Here is a 16334-nt window from a genome sequence, read left to right as displayed (position 1 = left end):
GGTTTCGATGTCTCTTATTCTGAAGAATGTGCGTCCCATGGCAGGCGCCGCGACAGACGTGAAGATCGAAAACGGCAAGATCGCTGGCTTCGGCCAGAATCTGACCGGGGACACCACAGAAGATGGCAAAGGCGCGATCCTCCTGCCCGGCCTGGTCGAAGCCCATACCCACCTGGATAAGACCCTGCTGGGCATGCCCTGGTACAAGAACGAGGTCGGCCCGCGCCTGATCGACAAGATCGATAACGAGCGCGAGATGAAGTCGGTGCTGGGCATCGACAGCCGCCGCCAGTCGGCACGCCAGATCGTGCAGTCGGTCTCCAAAGGCTCGACCCATATCCGCAGCCATGTGGATGTCGACACCGTCCATGGCCTGAAAGGCGTTGAAGGGGTGCTGGCCAGCCGGGACGAGTATGCCGACATCGTCACCATGGATTTTGTCGCCTTCCCGCAAAGTGGCATGCTAGGTCGCCCCGGCACGGTCGAGCTGATGGAAGAAGCCCTTAAGATGGGCGTCGAATGCGTCGGCGGCATCGATCCCTCCAGCATCGAGCGTGACCCGCGCCTGCATATCGACACCGTCTTCGCCCTGGCCGACAGGTACGGCAAGATGGTGGATATCCATCTGCATGAACCGGCCGAGCTTGGCGCCTTCTCGATGGAGCTGATCATCGAGCGCACGGCGGCGCTGGGCATGAAGGGCAAGGTCACGGTCAGCCACGCCTTCTGCCTGGGCCTCTCGGACGACGCCTATGTCGGCCGCATGATCGAAGGACTGGCGGAGAATGACATCGCCATCGTGACCACCGGCCCCGCCGGTCGCCCCTGCCCGCCGGTCAAGCGCCTACGCGATGCCGGTGTCACCGTCGCCGCTGGCACCGACGGCATGCGCGACACCTGGGGCCCCTATGGCAATGCCGACATGCTGGAACGCGCGATGCTGGTCGGCCTGCGCAACAATTTCCGCCGCGATGACGAGTTGGATATCGCCATGGAAGTCGTCACCTACGGCGGCGCCAAACTGATGATGCTCGACGGCTATGGCCTCAAAGTCGGCGACAAGGCCGATCTGGTTGTCGTGGCAGGTGAGACGATTGCCGAGGCCATCGTCAATCGGGCGCCCCGCGCGCTGGTCTTCAAGCACGGCAAAGTGGTTGCCCGCGACGGTGCCTGTCTGAAAGCTGCGCCCTGATGACGGCGACGCTTCTCACGGCCCGCTGGGTGCTGGGCAATGTCGATGGCCGCCACCGGCTCTATGAGCAGGGGGAAGTGGTCTATGACGGCGACAGCATCCTCTTTGTTGGCCATGGCTATCCGGGTGAGGTCGCGCGCCGCATCGACTGCGGCATGAGCCTGATCGCGCCGGGGTTCATCGACCTCGACGCGCTCTCGGACCTCGATACCACCGTCCTCGGGTATGACAATCAGCCCCCCGCCAAGAAAGGCCGTATCTGGCCGCGCTCCTATATCGAGCGCGGGCCTTACGAGATGTATTCGCCGGACGAGCTGGCCTTCCAGAAGCGTTATGCCTTCACCCAACTGATCCGCAACGGCATCACTACCGCCCTCCCCATCGCCTCGCTCTTCTATCGCGCCTGGGGCGAGACGGTGGGTGAGTTCGAGGCCGCCGCCGATGCGGCCATCGATCTGGGCCTGCGCGTCTACCTCGGCCCCGCCTACCGCACCGGCAACTTCGTGGTCGAGGAAGACGGGACCGTCGGCACGATGTTCGACGAGCCGCGCGGGTTGGCTGAACTGAACGCCGCTATCGCTTTTGCCAAAACCCAGGAAGGTCGCGCGGGAGGCCTCATCAAAGCGATGCTGGCGCCGGACCGGGTGGAGACCTGCACGCCGGAACTGCTGAAACGCTCGGCTGCCGCTGCCAAAGATCTCGATATCCCGGTGCGCCTGCATTGCCATCAGTCGAAGATCGAATATGACACGGTCCTCGCCCTGCACGGCAAAAGCCCGGCGGAATGGCTGGAAAGCCTCGGCTTCCTGTCCGACCGCGCCCTGCTGCCCCATGCGACTTATGTCTCTGGGTCGAGCCGCATCGACCGGCCGGGCCGGGATCTGGAGATCATGCGGGATAACGGCGCCAGCATCGTCCATTGCCCGCTGGTTTCTGCCCGTCACGGATCGAGCATCGAGAGCTTTTCCCGCTATAAGGCCATGGGCCTCAAGATCGGCCTCGGCACCGATACCTGGCCGGCGGATATGCTGCTGAACTGTCAGGTCGGCATGATGTTCAATCGGGTGATCGAGCGCTCGACCGGGGTTGTGCGATCCGAAGATTATTTTGATGCCGCCACCCTGGGCGGGGCCGAAGCCCTGCGCCGCCCCGACCTAGGACGCCTTTCCCCCGGCGCCAAGGCCGATATCGTGGTCTGGGATCTTGCCCATGATCGCATCGGCCAGGTCATCGACCCGATCCAGACCCTGATGCTGAATGCCAGCGGTCGCGATGCCCGCCATGTGATCATCAATGGCCGGATGGTGATGTGGGACGGCGTGCTGCCCGGTGTCGATCACCTCGCCATGCAGATGCGCGCCCAGGAACAGTTCGACCGCCTCATCGCAAAATATCCCGAACGCACCCTCGGTCATCCCCCGGTGTCCGAGATTTTCTCCACAGCCTATCCGGTTGAACGGAGGCCTGCATGAGCGTCGCCCTGAAACCAGTGAACGCCCCGCCCGTCCTGTCGGTGCGCGACCTGAAAATCGAGTTTCCGACCCGTGACAAGGTGCTGAAAGCCATCGACGGCGTCAGTTTCGACATCCAGCCAGGCGAGATCCTGGGCGTGGTGGGCGAAAGCGGCGCTGGTAAAAGCCTGACCGGCATGGCCGTCATCGGCCTGCTGGAGCCGCCGGGCCGGGTGGCGGGGGGCGAGATCCATCTGGAAGGCCGCCGGATCGACAATCTACCTGCCAAGGAGCGTGGCAAGCTGCGCGGTCGCAAAATCGGCGCGATCTTCCAGGATCCACTGACCAGCCTGCATCCGCTCTTCACCGTCGGCCAGCAGCTGATTGAGACGATCCGCTATCACGACGGCTGCTCGGCCCAGGTCGCACGCACCCGCGCCATCGATCTGCTGCGTCAGGTCGGCATTCCAGCGCCTGAGCATCGCGTCGACCAGTTCCCGCACGAGTTTTCCGGCGGCATGCGTCAGCGCGTCGTCATCTCCCTGGCGCTCGCCGCCAATCCGACCTTGATCATCGCGGACGAGCCGACCACCGCTCTCGACGTGTCGATCCAGGCGCAGATCACGGCGCTGCTGAAACGCCTCTGCCGGGAAAAAGGCACGGCGGTCATGCTGGTCACCCACGATATGGGGGTGATCGCGGAAACCGCCGACCGGGTCGCCGTCATGTATGCAGGCCGCCTTGTGGAAATCGGGCCGGTGATGGATGTCATCCGCCGCCCCAGCCACCCTTACACGGCTGGCCTGATGGCCTCAATCCCCGCCCTTCAGCATCGGGTGGACCGCCTGAGCCAGATCGACGGCGCCATGCCGCGCCTTGCCAGCATGCCCGATGGCTGCGCCTATCATCCACGCTGCCCGTCAAGCGGGCCACGTTGCAAGACCGAGCGTCCTGATCCCATGCCCGTCGCAGGCACCCAAGGATCAGCGGCCTGCTGGCTTCACCAGGGAGGAACCGGCGCATGAGTGCCGAGATGATGCTGGAGGTCAAAGACCTCACCCGCTGGTTCGACCTCACCCCGCCCCTGCTGACCCGCCTGCTCGATGGCGGCGATCAGAAGGTGGTGAAGGCTGTCGATGGCGTCAGCTTCCAGGTCCCGAAGGGCAAGACCGTCTCGCTGGTGGGGGAAAGCGGCTGCGGCAAGTCAACCGTCGCCCGTCTGCTCGTGGGACTGATGCCGCCGTCCGGCGGGACCGTAACGCTGGATAAGAGCGTGCGCGTCCAGATGATCTTCCAGGACCCTTATTCCAGCCTGAACCCGCGCTGGCGGGTGCGCGATATCGTGGCAGAGCCGATCCGCACGCTGAAGCTACGGGAAAAGGGCAAGCCGACCCTCGACCGGGTGGGCGAACTACTGACACTCGTTGGTCTCGCCCCTGCCGATGGCGAAAAATACCCCCACGAGTTTTCAGGCGGCCAGCGCCAGCGCATCTCCATTGCCCGCGCCCTCGCAACCGAAGCAGAGTTCCTGGTCTGTGACGAGCCCACCAGCGCGCTGGATGTCTCGGTCCAGGCGCAGATCCTCAATCTGATGCGCGATCTCCAACGTGACCTGGGGCTGACCTATGTCTTCATCAGCCACAATCTGTCGGTCGTGCGGCATATGTCGGACAGCGTGGCGGTGATGTATCTGGGCCGGATCGTCGAGATGGCCCCGGCGGACGAGCTCTACGCCAACCCCAAGCACCCCTATACCAAGCTGCTGCTGGACACGATCCCGGATCTGGAAAACCCCAACCGCGACCGCCAGCCGATGTCGGGCGAGGTGCCGAACCCCATCGACCCGCCGCCGGGCTGCACCTTCCATCCGCGCTGCCCGATGGCAGATGAACGCTGCAAGGCCACAACTCCGCTGCCCCGTCTGGTGGACAATGCCATGGTGGCCTGCCACCGGGCGGCGGCTTAAAGCGAGGTCAGGAGCGGCGCGAAAGTATAGGCGCCGCTTCCTTCGAAGTGCGCCTGCCGGACCGGCACGCCATAGAGGCGCGAGAGGTTATCCTCGGTCAGGACATCAGCCATGGGGCCGAAGTCGAAGCTGGTGCCGCTATGCATCAGCAGGACGTGCGTCGCAATCTCCAGCGCATGCTGCGGCGTATGGCTGGTGAAGACGATGGTCATGCCGTGGTCACGGCGCAGGCGGGCCAGCGTCTCGATCACGATGGCCTGATTGCGATAGTCGAGGGCCGAACAGGGTTCGTCCAGGATTAGCACCTCGCATTCCGAGGCCAGCGCCTGGGCGATGGTCGCCAACTGCCGCTGCCCACCGCTCAAGGCATTGAACGACCGCTCTGCCAGATGCCTGATGGACAAAAGCTCCATCATTTCGTGCGCGATGCGGAAATCGGCGGCCTTGGGCGATCCGAACAGCCCCATGTGCCGCGCGCGGCCCATCAGCACCATGTCGATCACGGAATAATCGAAGGCGACATCCACCAGCTGCGGCACAAAGCCGATCTGCCCGCCGCATTTGGCACTACCGGCATCGGGACGTTTCAAGCCCGCAATGCAGCTGATCAGGCTGGTCTTGCCGATCCCGTTGGCCCCAAGGATCGCCAGCACCGCGCCCTTGGGCAGGGTGAAATCATAGCCATCCAGAATGGGGTTACCCGAGAGGGCGAGCGAGAGCCGTTTGACCTCAATCATTCCGCCAGCCCCCCTTGGCCTGCAGGCGCCGCATCAGGATCGCAAAGACCGGCACCCCGATCAGCGAGGTGATGATGCCCACCGGTATCTCCGCCGTCGTCAGGGTGCGGGCCAGCGTGTCGACCAGCAGCATATAGATCGCACCCAGGATGATCGCGACCGGCAGCAGGCGCCCGTGATCGGGACCGGAGATGGCGCGGGCGATATGGGGGATCACCAGCCCGACCCAACCGATGACGCCGCAATTGGCAACCACACCAGCAGAGATGACAGCGGTTGCGCCCAGGATCGTCCATTGCAGCAGCGCGACAGGCACGCCCAGCGCGCGGGCCTTCTCCTCGCCCAGCGACAGGACATTGATCTGGTGCCGCAGCCCATAGACCACCGCCGTGGCCGGAACGATGGCAACCGCCATCAGCGCGACATCGGCAAAGCTGGTGGAGGCAAGGCTGCCCATCAGCCAATAGGTGATGGCGGGCAGTTTCTGGAACGGATCGGCCAGCAGCTTGGCGATGGAGATGGCGGCGGCAAAAAAGGCCGAGACGATAACACCCGCCAGCACCAGCGCCAGGATCGATGTCCGGCCCTTGGTGCTCGCCAGCCACTTCACGATCACCACGCTGCCCAGCCCAAAGGCAAAGGCCATCACCAGCAGCCAATAACCGCTCAAGCCCGCCAGGATGGCCAGTGTGCCGCCAAAGCCCGCGCCGGTGGTGACCCCGATGATATTGGGATCGACCAGCGGATTGCGGAATAGCCCCTGCAAGGCTGCCCCGGCCACCGCCAACCCGCCGCCGACCATCATGGCGGCGAGGATGCGTGGCAGCCGGATCAGTTCGACGACGCTTTCCTCTGCCGCCGTCCAATCGGGATTGGCCACCGGCACAAGATTGTCCCAGAGGATCCGCGCGACCTGGAGGATCGTCAGCTCATACCGGCCGACGGTGACGGAGGCAAGCGCCCCCGCCACCAGCAGTGCCAGCAGGATCAAGATCGCCAGTCCGCCTTTGCGGCGGCGCACGGCCCCGTCTGAGACAGCAGCCGTCATTTAGAGGAACAGCTTAGCATAGGCCTTGGAGGCCTGGTTCTGATCGACTTCCAGGATCTTATTGATCTGGTCCGGCGTCGGCTTGCGGCCATAGATGGTGTCATAGGCGTCGCGCACCTGATCGCGGAAGGCGGTCTTGGCGGTCTCGCTTTCCGGATGGGCCAGCATGCCCAGCCAGACGGCGGTCAGATACACCTCCGGCAGATCCGGCGAGCGGTTGAATTTCGGGATCTTGTAGATCCGCTTGTTCTTCACCGCATCGACACCCGCCAGCAGCGGATGGCGATAGAAGGCCGACGGATCGAGATCGAGGGCCGAGGCCGGAATGATGATGACTTCCGGGTTCCAGACCAGGATCTGTTCGGCGTCGACCGTACGCCACCACTCGCCGCTGGTGTCGGCCGCGAGGTTCTTGGCACCCGAGAGCGCATAGGTGCGCGAGCTGTTGGCGACGACCCGGATCTGATCGCCCAACTGGTCGACTTCGATCATGCGGGTGAATTTGCCCTCGGCCAGACCCGTAAAGGCCTTCTGCATCTTGGCGTTGGACGCATCTTCGAGCGCCCGGATGGTCGCAGCGCGTTCGGGATTGCCGGAGATGGCGCCGGTCAGGGTGATATAGTCGCGGCGCTGCTCTTCGGTGCAGCAGGCCCAGATCGCGACCTTGAGGCCGACGCGCTCCAGCGGCTCGATGAACTTCGGGTTATGTCCCGCCTGGATCACCAGATCGGGCTTTGCCGCCAGGATCGCCTCGACATTCGGGGCAAAACCATCCTGGGCAGCAGAACCATTCAGCTTCAGCAGTTCGGGGATCAGGTCACCCTGGATGCCGGTCGCGATCTGCTTGATCGAGTCGTTGTTCACGGCTGCGAAATGATCGGTGGTGCGGTCGGCTGCGTAATAGACGGTGGGCGCGGCGCGCACGATGGTCACCAGACGCTGGGGCGGCTTTTCAAGCTGGATCAGCTTGCCGGCCTGATCTTTGAATTCATGCGCCCCGGCACCGCTTGCAGCAGCCAGCAGCGCAACCGCGCTGATCCCCGCGTGAAGGAAGCGTTTCATGAGTAGCCCCAGTTCTGTCGTTAAGTTGAGAATGGCGAGATATCAAATGAGATTGACTATCAAAGTCAATGGCATTTAGCTTCGCTCAAGCATGCAAAACCCACAAAATTGCCGGACAGGTTCCCCATGAAGAAAATTGCCTATATCACTTGGGGAAATTCATCGCAGATCCGCAGCTATCGCGACTTTTCACGCTATCTCGACCAGATGATCTATCTGCGGGAAATCGAGTCCTACGATCTCTCGCAGTACGATGCTGTCGTGCTGCCGGATTCCTCCGACGGGGCATCGCTGCGCCGGATCGCGGACCAGTTGAATGCCTATGTGGCCCAGGGCGGTTTCCTGATCGCCTTCTGCGCCCAGGGCATCGACGACTGGATCGAGGGCATCGATCTCAAATGGCAGCCGATCAATACCAAGGATTGGCTCTGGTGGACCAAGCCCAGGCCTTACCTGGAAATCCATCAGCCCGAACCGAAGCACCCGATGTGCGAGAACATCTCTCTGACCGACATGAGTTGGCATTGGAAAGGCGTCTACGAGCATCGTGCGAACGCCCGCTCCATCCTTAATCTCGATGACGACAGCCACAGCCTGTTCCTGGATTTCGACAAGCTGCCGAACGGTGGGCGGATCCTGGTCACGACCCTCGATCCCCATTGCCATAACGGCGAACGCTTCATGCCTGCCACCACCCGCTTCCTGGAGGCGTTTTACCCTTGGCTGAACCGGGAACTGGTGATTGAGCGGGATAGCAGCGATTTCACCATGACCTATCTGCAGTCGATGGACAGCCCGCAGGAATGGCAACCGGACGGGCTGGCGGAAAGCTTCGAAGGGACCGGCGGACGCGTGAATTTCCATCCGCTCTACGAACTGAACGACGCGGTCTTTGCCACCAGCGACATCATCTATCTGCCGCAGAATACCGACGAGATTTTCCTGGAAACCCAGCAGAAGAAGTTCCTGAGCTTCCTAGAGCGCGGCGGGCATCTCATTCTTTGCAGCCAGCCAGCCGTCTGCTGGCTCCCCTTCCTCTCGCCCTTCCAGGCTGTGCCGCCACGCCCCTTTTCCAATATCAAAGTCCGGGTGCGGGACGACCGCTTCGGTTTCTTCTCCAACATGGACCGGGACTTCGACGGCTGGCAGGGCATCTTCGGCCAATATGCCCGTGGCTGGACCGAAATGCCCGACGGCGCGATCTGGCTGACCGATGTGGGATCGGCCGAAGACCCGAAACCCGCCGATTGGCTGTGGCAATATCCCACATCCAGCGGCATGGGCGGCTATGTCTTCATGCACGCGGGCGACAATCTCGTGCGCTATCCCGACCATGGCCCCCATCAGCAGGGTCTGGTGCGGGATATCTGCCTGGGCCTGATGAAATTAGGCCGCGACAGCGGACCCAAGCGCGCCGGCGCCCTGCCCTCGAAGCTGACGGTGGAACCGGAGCGTCAGGCGTCTTTCTAGAATCCTGTAATTCCCAAAAAACTCGTCACCCCGGGCTTGACCCGGGGTCTCGTGTGGACGGGCGGGGGCGTGCTGCCACAGGAGATCCCGGATCAAGTCCGGGATGACGAGGTCTCCGATTAATCCAGATACTTCAGCTTGCCGTTCGGAACGACCGACAGCCGCAGGTGCGAGGGTTGGTCCGCGTTCAGATAGACGCTGTTGCGGGCGACATTCTTCGTCCGCCCCGTGCCTTCCGGCGCGCCGGTATTGGGATTGACGTCGAACTTCGGGAAGTTGCTCGACGACACATCCAGGCGGATACGGTGACCCTTGGCAAAGAGGTTCGCCGTGGCAAAGCCTTTCACCGTGATCTTGAACACCTCACCCGGTGTCAGCAGTTCGGGCTTTTCGAACGACTTGCGATAGCGGCAGCGGAAGATGCCGTCGCTGATGATCAGGCTATAGCCCGTTGGATAATCCTTGGAGGGCGGATAGACATCGACCAGCTTGATGGTGAAGTCGGTATCCGGCATGTCTGACGACACCCAGAGATCGACCTCCACCGGCCCGACCACCGCCATGTCTTCGTCGAGGGGCGCGCTTTCGAAGGACAGTACGTCCGGACGCGCCGACAGCGGAAGGCCCGGCGTCTTGCAGCCGTAGAATTGCTCGGCCTCGCGCTGATCGAAACCACCACCCTCGAATACCGGCTGGCCCGAGGTCAGCGAACCGCCGATAGTCGGAACGGGATTGTTAGGATCGAAGTCATAGGTGATCTGAGCAGCACCACGCGCCTGCTTCTCCGACGACAGCTGTCCGTCGGCATGTAGGTGCAGCACCATCGGATCGGCTTCGGGCAGCGGCCAGTCGGTGCCCTGGATCCAGCGGCCACCGTGATCGAGACGTCCGTCCTTGTTCTTGCCCCCCGACCCGCCGCCCATCAGGAACAAGCGCGCCGTCGCGTCGCTATCGACACCATTATCGATGCCCTTCAGCCAGCGGTCGAACCAGCGTCGGCGATAAGCCAGCCAGTTTTCCGCGATATGACCGTCGAGCGTCGCCTCATCGCCAAAGGAGACGTCACCGGCATAGGTGTGATTGCGGTTGCCATGCAGGGCAGCGCCCATGATCAGTTTCACCGGGCGGCGGCCGTTCTGGCCGATGCCCGCGAAATTCTCCATGGTCGTCGGCACATAGACATCGTACCAGGAGGACATCACGGTCACCGCCAGATGATCCGGCAAGGTGTCATAGGCGCCCGCCAGATAGATGCCCGGCTGTTTCCAGCGCTCGTCGAACGTCCCCGCCCGCCACTGATCCAGCAGATAGGCTTCATATTCCGGGACCCAGCGCACCGGCGAGCGGCCTTCCGACCAGGGCATGACCTGGAACCAGGCCTTGATGTCCTCGGCTTCCAGCGCGCCGATCACCAGCGGATCGCTCTGGACTTCCTGCGACTGATTATAGGCCCAGGTAGCCTGCTTCAGCTCGAACGCCCCGCCCTGCCGGATGCCGCAGGTGAAAGCGTTGGAGAAGCCACCGCTATCCAGGATCATGCAGGTCAGGCCCGGCGCATTGAGGGTCGCCAGCGCCGCCTGGGTGTGGGCGGCATAGGACAGGCCCATGGTGCCGATCTTGCCGTTGCACCAGGGCTGGGCCGTGATCCAGGCGCAGGTGTCATAACCGTCCGCGCCATCGGAGAGATATTTGACGAACTCCCCTTCGGATTTATAGCGGCCCCGGCAGTCCTGATAGACCGCAATATAGCCCGCCCTGGCGAAATAGCTGCCAAGCTCGGCCCGGGCGCGCGGGGTGGTCATCCCGGCATCCACTTCCGAGCGCGACTTCTCGGTCTTGCCGTAGGGGGTGCGTTCCATCACCACCGGGAAAGGCCCCGGCAGCGGCTTGCCGTCCTGGGCGGGCCAGTAGATATCGGTCGCCAGACGCACGCCGTCGCGCATCACGACCATCACATCGCTATAGACATAGACGTCAGGGGAGATCTGCTCTCCTGCGGGCAGCAGAGAGGGTTCGCTCATCATGGGTAGCCTTTGGTTGCGGGCGGGCCGAGGGAGCGGCCCGCCCAGCCGTGCTGGAGCACCTTTTTCGAGGGAGATCGGGGCTCCTCCGGGGTCTCGTTATTTCTTCAGCGAGGCAAGGGCCGCCGAGGTGTCTTCGGACATGTTCGCCTCATACTCGATAGTGTCCTTCGACGCCCAGACGGCGGTCGGCCAATAGAGCGGGATCACCGGCAGGTCGCTGAAGACCATCTTGGTGGCTTCGCGCAACAGGGCATCGCGCTTGGCGGTATCGAATTCCGACAGGGCTTCCTTCACCTTCGCATCATAGGCGGGGTTCGAATATTTGATGCGGTTGAAAGAACCCGTACCGGCGTCCTTGTCTGCCGTCATGAAGACGTTGCGCAGATTGTTGCCGGTGGTCGGGGTCGTGGTGCCGATGGAGAAGACGAAGGCCGAGAAGCTCTGTTTCGAGGCATTGCCCGCATAGACGTTATAGGGCTGGGTGACGACGCCGTTCACCTTCAGGCCGCCGCGGGCAAACATCTGACCCAGGGCCTGCGCCACATCGCCATCGCCGGGGAAGCGGTCGTTCGACGAATGGATGGTGATGCCGAAGCCGTTCGGATAACCGGCATCGGCCAGCATCTTCTTGGCTTCGTTCAGGTTATAGGGCAGCTGCTTCAGGGTCGGATCGGACCCGGCCACACCAACCGGCGCCAACTGAGCTGCCACCTGCCCCGCGCCGCCGACGATCCGGTCGACGATCAGCTGGGCATTGACCATCTTGGCCAGCGCCTGACGAACTTCCAGCTTCTTCAGCGGGTTCGGGGTCAGCGGCTTGCCCGCTGCGTCAGTGACGAACGGGGTTTCGTCCCGCACCATATCGAGCGCCAGATAGATCAGGCGGGCGGAGGGGATCGAATGCAGCTTGATCCCGCCAGCCGCAGACAGAGTCGCCGCATCTTCCGGGGTCACCGCGTCGATGATGTCGACAGCGCCCGAGCGCAGGGCCGCGACACGGGCAGCCGTGTTGGAGATGAACTTAATGGTGACCTTGTCGAATTCAGGCTTCTTGCCCCAGTAGGCCGCGTTCTTTTCCAGCACGACCTGACCGCCCGGGACCCATTCCTTGAACTTATAGGGGCCGGAGCCGATGGCGGCATTGCCATTGTTGAATTCGGTGATCGGCTTCCCGTCGGAAATCGCCTTCTGCATGATGTAGACGAAGCCGACCTGATCCATGAAATCGGGCGACGGGGCCTTGGTCTTGAATTCGACGGTCAGGCTGTCGATGGCCTTCATCGAAGCAATAGCCGAGACGTTGCCGGAGAAGGGCGCCGGGCTGTTCGGCACATCCTTGGCGCGGGTCATCGAATAGATGACGTCTTCGGAGGTGACGGGCTTGCCATCGTGGAACTTCACGCCGTCGCGCAGCTTCACGACCCAGGTGGTCGGGTCGATATTCTTGTAGCTTTCGGCAAGGCTGGGGCTGATGCCCAGCTTGGCGTCCGGCTGCACCAGACGGTCGAAGATCTGCATCGCGATATTCTGGTTGTTGCCGGTACGCGAGAACTGCGGATCGATTGCCGAGGGTTCGGTCGAAGAACCGATCACCAGATCGGCGGCATTCGCGCCAAGGGCGAGCAAGCTGACGGAAAGTGCGAGGGCGTAGGTCATCGTTTTCATCGTGAGTTCCCCTGGGTTAGCTCGCGGCTTTTGCCGGAATATCATTGAGATGGCAGGCACTTGCGTGACTGGTGTGGATGGCGCGGAGGGCCGGAACCTCGGCCCCGCAGCGCTCAAAGGCAGATGGGCAGCGCGGATGGAACAGGCAGCCCGAAGGGGGATGCAGCGGCGAGGGAATCTCGCCCTTGATCGGCGTAAAGGCCCGGCGGCGCTGGGTGACACTCGGCAGTTCCCTTAAGAGCGCCTGGGTATAGGGATGGTTCGGCTGCTCCATGAATTCGCCCGCAGGCGCGCTTTCCATGACCCGGCCCAGGTACATGATCACCACCCGGTCCGAGATATGCTGCACGACGCCCAAGTCATGGCTGACAAAGAGGTACGTCAGGCCGAAGTCCTGCTTCAGCTCCATGAACAGATTGAGGATCTGCGCCTGGATCGAAACATCGAGGGCCGCGACGGATTCGTCGCATACAATCAGCTGCGGCTTCACCGCCAGCGCGCGGGCAATGCCGATACGTTGACGCTGCCCGCCCGAGAATTGATGCGGATAGCGGTCGCGGTAGGAGGGATCGAGGCCGACCTTGGCCATGATCTCCACCACATAATCCTCAAGGCCCGCGCGGGTGGTGAGCCCATGGACCAGCGGCGCCTCCCCGATCAGGTCGATGACCTTCTTGCGGGGATTGAGCGACGACATCGGGTCCTGGAAGATCATCTGCACCGCAAGGCGCATATCGGTCTTCTCGGCCTTCGAGAGGCTATGGACCGAGCGGCCTTTCCAGAAGATATCGCCGTCGCTAGGCGCCAGGATGCCGGTCAGCAGGCGGCCCAGCGTGGACTTGCCGCAGCCCGATTCGCCCACTAGGCCGACGACTTCGCCCTGATGGACTTCGATATCCACGTCGGTGACGGCGTGAACCGTTTCTTCCTGGATCTTCGCGCCGACGAGGTTCGCCAGCTTTTCCGCGTAGTCGAGATGTTTGGTGAAGCGGCGGGACAGACCCTTGGCCGCGATCAGCGGAACGGCGCTCATGCTGCCCTCCCATTATCCGGATGGGCATTTTGCGGATGGAAGCAACGCCAGGTGTGCGTCCCGAGGGCATCCGTCGTCAGCGGAGAAGCGCAGACCTCGGTCGCCGCCGGGCAGCGTTCGCGGAAAGAACAACCGGACGGGCGCATCAGCGGCGGCGGCGCCATGCCGGGGATCGGCCGCAGCAGGGAACCACGGGGCAGATTGGCCGGGATCGCCCCCATCAGGCCGATGGTATAGGGATGGACCGGGCGGTCCAGCACCTCATCCACCGTGCCGCTTTCGACGATAGAGCCTGCGTACATGACCGCGACCTTGTCGGCGAGCCCCGCGACGACACCCAGATCATGGCTGATCCAGATAAGCGCCATGCCGAATTCCTTGGTCAGGCGCTGCATCTCGTAAAGGATCTGCGACTGGATGGTGACGTCCAGCGCCGTTGTCGGTTCGTCCGCGATGATCAGTTCCGGGCGATGCAACAGGGCAATCGCGATGGCGACGCGCTGACGCATCCCGCCGGAGAACTGGTGCGGATAAGACGCCAGCCGCTCGTCGGGGGACGGAATGCCGACCATGCCCAGCGTATCGCGCGCCCTGGCCTTGGCATCTTTGCGGCTGATGTTTTCATGGGCCTGGAGCGTCTCCACCATCTGGGTTTCGATGGAGAGCACCGGGTTCAGCGTCATCATCGGGTCTTGGAAGATCATCGCGATGCGCTTGCCGCGATAGGCCCGCATGTCCTTTTCGGGCAGCTTCGCGAGGTCCTGCCCCTGGAATAGGATCCTGCCCCCGACCACGCGGCCGGGATCATCCAGCAGACCCAGGATCGAGAAGCCGGTGATCGACTTGCCCGATCCCGATTCCCCGACAAGCCCCAGGATCTCGCCCTTATCGACGGTGAAGCTGACACCATCGACCGATTTGACGACACCCTTCTTGGTGAAGAAGTGGGTCTGGAGGTCTTCGACGACTAACGTAGCCATGGCCCGCCTCCTAACGCTCGCCCAGGCGGGGGTTGAACACCTCCCGCAGGCGGTCGCCGACGATGTTGATGGAGAAGACGAGCGCCAGCAGCAGCAGGCCGGGATAGACGCTCATCCAGTACTGACCCGACATCACGACCTGATAGCCGTTGGCGATCAGCAGCCCCAATGACGGCTGGGTGATCGGCAGACCGATGCCCAGGAAGGACAGGGTCGCCTCGGCGGAGATGGCGTTGGCCACCTGCAACGTCCCTATGACGATCAGCGGCGACAGGCAGTTGGGCAGCAGATGGCCAAAGAGAATGCGGGGCTTGGAGAGGCCTAACATGTTCGCCGCCTCGATATAATCCTTGCCCTTTTCCACCAAGGCTGCCGAGCGCACGGCACGGGCGAACATGGCCCATTGAACCAGGATCAGCGCCAGGATCACCTTCCAGACCCCCTGCCCCAGCATCGCCAGCAACATCAGAGCGACGAGGATGGTGGGGAAGCCCAACATCAGATCGACCGCGCGCATGATCAGCGCATCGACCCGGCCACCAAAGTAGGCGGCTGCCAGCCCCAGCGTGGTCCCGACCAGCAGCGCGCAGAGGCCCGCCAGCACACCGACGGCAAGGCTGGTCCGCAGCCCATAGACCATGGCGGACAGCATGTCGCGGCCTTGAGTATCGGAGCCCAGCCAGAAGGTGAAACCCGCCTGGCTTTCCTCGCCCGGCTTCATCTTGGCATCGAAGATATCCAGGACAGCCAGATCATAGGGATCCTGCGGCACCAGCCAGGGGCCAATCAAAGCCGCCAGCAGCAGGAAGAGGCAGACGATGGCGCCGATAGTGGCCTTGGGGCTGCGCAGAATGCCGCTCGCGGCCTTCTTGAAAATCGAGTCGCTCATCGTGCGCCTCCGCCCAGGCGAATGCGCGGATCGAGGATCGAATAGAGGATATCGACCACCAGATTGATGAAGATGAACAGGGCGACGATCACCAGCAGGTAGGCCACCACCACCGGGCGGTCGAGGCGCATGATCGAGTCGATGAGCAACTTGCCGATACCCGGCCAGGCGAAGATCGTCTCCGTCACCACGCCGAACGCAATGAGGCTGCCGATTTCGAGGCCCACCACGGTGACGAGCGGGATCAGGATGTTCTTGAAGACATGCACCATGACGATCCGGCGCTCGGATATCCCCTTGGCACGGGCGAATTTCACGAAGTCCAGCGGCATGGTTTCGCGCACGCCAGTTCGCGTCAGGCGGATGACAAGGGCGAGCTTGAAGAGCGAGAGATTAAGGGCGGGCAGCAGCAGATGCCGGATGCCGTCCCAGGTGGCAAAACTCGTCTGGATCCCGAAGATCTCGCCCACCTGACCGCGTCCGGTCGAAGGCAACCAGCCCAACCAGACCGAGAAGATCATGATCAGCATGATCCCCTGCCAGAAGTTCGGCAGCGAGAAGCCGAGGATCGAGCCCGTCATGACGCTTTCGTCCAGCAGCGAGCCGGGCTTTAGGCCCGCCAGCATGCCCAGCGGAATGCCGACCACCAGCGCCATCAGCACGGCAACGATGGCAAGTTCCAGCGTCGCGGGCAGTCGGTTGAGGATCAGCGAGATCGACGGCTGATTGAACACGAAGGACGTCCCGAGATCGCCTTGCGCAGCATTGCCAAGGAACGTCAGGAACTGCTCGTGCAAGGGCTTGTCGAGCCCCAGCG

The 16334-nt window shown here is 62.8% G+C and carries 14 protein-coding genes; 5 read left to right on the top strand and 9 right to left on the bottom strand.

Annotated features, from left to right (window positions below):
* The first annotated feature begins 7 nt into the window (after positions 1 to 7).
* Genes ACFSM5_RS10785 through ACFSM5_RS10770 form a run of 4 tightly spaced genes read left to right on the top strand, consistent with a single transcriptional unit; the run spans position 8 to position 4609 of the window.
* On the top strand, positions 8 to 1192 hold the full coding sequence (locus ACFSM5_RS10785) for an amidohydrolase family protein (RefSeq protein WP_379876376.1): 1185 nt from the start codon (positions 8 to 10) through the stop codon (positions 1190 to 1192).
* Positions 1192 to 2664 (top strand): amidohydrolase family protein, encoded by a 1473-nt coding sequence (locus ACFSM5_RS10780; RefSeq protein ID WP_379876375.1) that lies wholly within the window; start codon positions 1192 to 1194, stop codon positions 2662 to 2664. The genes ACFSM5_RS10785 and ACFSM5_RS10780 overlap by 1 nt, the downstream gene beginning before the upstream one ends.
* Positions 2661 to 3668 carry an ABC transporter ATP-binding protein gene (locus ACFSM5_RS10775; protein WP_379876374.1) on the top strand — a complete coding sequence of 336 codons (1008 nt, stop codon included), beginning with the start codon at positions 2661 to 2663 and terminating at the stop codon, positions 3666 to 3668. Before ACFSM5_RS10780 ends, ACFSM5_RS10775 begins: the two co-directional genes overlap by 4 nt.
* Positions 3665 to 4609, top strand: coding sequence for an ABC transporter ATP-binding protein (locus tag ACFSM5_RS10770; RefSeq protein ID WP_379876373.1), 945 nt, complete (start codon positions 3665 to 3667; stop codon positions 4607 to 4609). The genes ACFSM5_RS10775 and ACFSM5_RS10770 overlap by 4 nt, the downstream gene beginning before the upstream one ends.
* Here the strand turns inward: ACFSM5_RS10770 and ACFSM5_RS10765 are convergent.
* From ACFSM5_RS10765 to ACFSM5_RS10755, 3 genes are read right to left on the bottom strand one after another with little or no spacing between them, the layout of a single operon-like run.
* Positions 4606 to 5346 carry an ABC transporter ATP-binding protein gene (locus ACFSM5_RS10765; protein ID WP_379876372.1) on the bottom strand — a complete coding sequence of 247 codons (741 nt, stop codon included), beginning with the start codon at positions 5344 to 5346 and terminating at the stop codon, positions 4606 to 4608. The two genes, ACFSM5_RS10770 and ACFSM5_RS10765, sit on opposite strands and share 4 nt — an antisense overlap.
* On the bottom strand, positions 5339 to 6394 hold the full coding sequence (locus tag ACFSM5_RS10760) for a FecCD family ABC transporter permease (protein ID WP_379876371.1): 1056 nt from the start codon (positions 6392 to 6394) through the stop codon (positions 5339 to 5341). Before ACFSM5_RS10760 ends, ACFSM5_RS10765 begins: the two co-directional genes overlap by 8 nt.
* A complete protein-coding gene (locus ACFSM5_RS10755; RefSeq protein ID WP_379876369.1) occupies positions 6395 to 7456 on the bottom strand; it encodes an ABC transporter substrate-binding protein in 1062 nt (353 codons plus the stop codon).
* Positions 7457 to 7582: 126 nt separating this feature from the next.
* On the opposite strand from ACFSM5_RS10755, the gene ACFSM5_RS10750 reads away from it, so the two are divergent.
* The gene (locus ACFSM5_RS10750; protein WP_379876368.1) at positions 7583 to 8926 is read left to right on the top strand and encodes a hypothetical protein; all 1344 of its coding nucleotides are present in this window, start codon (positions 7583 to 7585) and stop codon (positions 8924 to 8926) included.
* 119 nt (positions 8927 to 9045) lie between these two features.
* Here the strand turns inward: ACFSM5_RS10750 and ACFSM5_RS10745 are convergent, their stop codons facing one another.
* The 6 genes from ACFSM5_RS10745 to ACFSM5_RS10720 form a co-directional block, all read right to left on the bottom strand.
* Positions 9046 to 10947 (bottom strand): CocE/NonD family hydrolase, encoded by a 1902-nt coding sequence (locus ACFSM5_RS10745; RefSeq protein WP_379876367.1) that lies wholly within the window; start codon positions 10945 to 10947, stop codon positions 9046 to 9048.
* A gap of 99 nt (positions 10948 to 11046) precedes the next feature.
* On the bottom strand, positions 11047 to 12615 hold the full coding sequence (locus ACFSM5_RS10740) for an ABC transporter substrate-binding protein (protein WP_379876366.1): 1569 nt from the start codon (positions 12613 to 12615) through the stop codon (positions 11047 to 11049).
* A gap of 16 nt (positions 12616 to 12631) precedes the next feature.
* The gene (locus ACFSM5_RS10735) at positions 12632 to 13648 is read right to left on the bottom strand and encodes an ABC transporter ATP-binding protein (protein ID WP_379876365.1); all 1017 of its coding nucleotides are present in this window, start codon (positions 13646 to 13648) and stop codon (positions 12632 to 12634) included.
* Positions 13645 to 14628, bottom strand: coding sequence for an ABC transporter ATP-binding protein (locus ACFSM5_RS10730; protein WP_379876364.1), 984 nt, complete (start codon positions 14626 to 14628; stop codon positions 13645 to 13647). Before ACFSM5_RS10730 ends, ACFSM5_RS10735 begins: the two co-directional genes overlap by 4 nt.
* Positions 14629 to 14638: 10 nt before the next feature.
* Entirely contained in the window at positions 14639 to 15517 is an 879-nt protein-coding gene (locus ACFSM5_RS10725; protein WP_379876363.1) for an ABC transporter permease, read from the bottom strand.
* Positions 15514 to 16334: ABC transporter permease (locus ACFSM5_RS10720; protein WP_379876362.1), on the bottom strand; the 821-nt coding region annotated here is incomplete at its 5' end. The genes ACFSM5_RS10720 and ACFSM5_RS10725, both read right to left, overlap by 4 nt.

Origin of the sequence: Lacibacterium aquatile (assembly GCF_042683105.1) — a bacterium.
Classification (GTDB): Bacteria; Pseudomonadota; Alphaproteobacteria; order Elsterales; family Elsteraceae; genus Lacibacterium; species Lacibacterium aquatile.
This window is presented reverse-complemented; position numbering and strand designations above follow the sequence as displayed.